Here is a 269-nt window from a genome sequence, read left to right on the forward strand (position 1 = left end):
GGACCTCGGCACCACTGACTACCGTGAAATCACCCAGCAACAGATCAACCTGTTCGCCGACGCCACTGATGATCAGCAGTGGATCCACGTTGACCCCGAACGCGCCAAGGACGGCCCCTTCGGCGCCCCGATCGCGCACGGGTTCCTGACCCTGTCCCTGATCATCCCGTTCTGGGGTGAGCTGTTCGACGTCGACGGCGTTACCACCAAAGTCAACTACGGACTGGACAAAGTCCGCTTCACCTCCCCGGTCAAAGTGGGCTCCAAAG

1 protein-coding gene is annotated in these 269 nt (G+C 61.0%); it reads left to right on the plus strand.

Annotation, left to right across the window (positions count from 1 at the left end):
* Positions 1 to 269: MaoC family dehydratase (locus tag SB764_RS40670; protein WP_410866852.1), on the plus strand; the 269-nt coding region annotated here is incomplete at both ends.

It is taken from the genome of Paraburkholderia sp. SIMBA_027 (assembly GCF_046535315.1).
In the GTDB taxonomy this organism is placed as follows: domain Bacteria; phylum Pseudomonadota; class Gammaproteobacteria; order Burkholderiales; family Burkholderiaceae; genus Paraburkholderia; species Paraburkholderia tropica.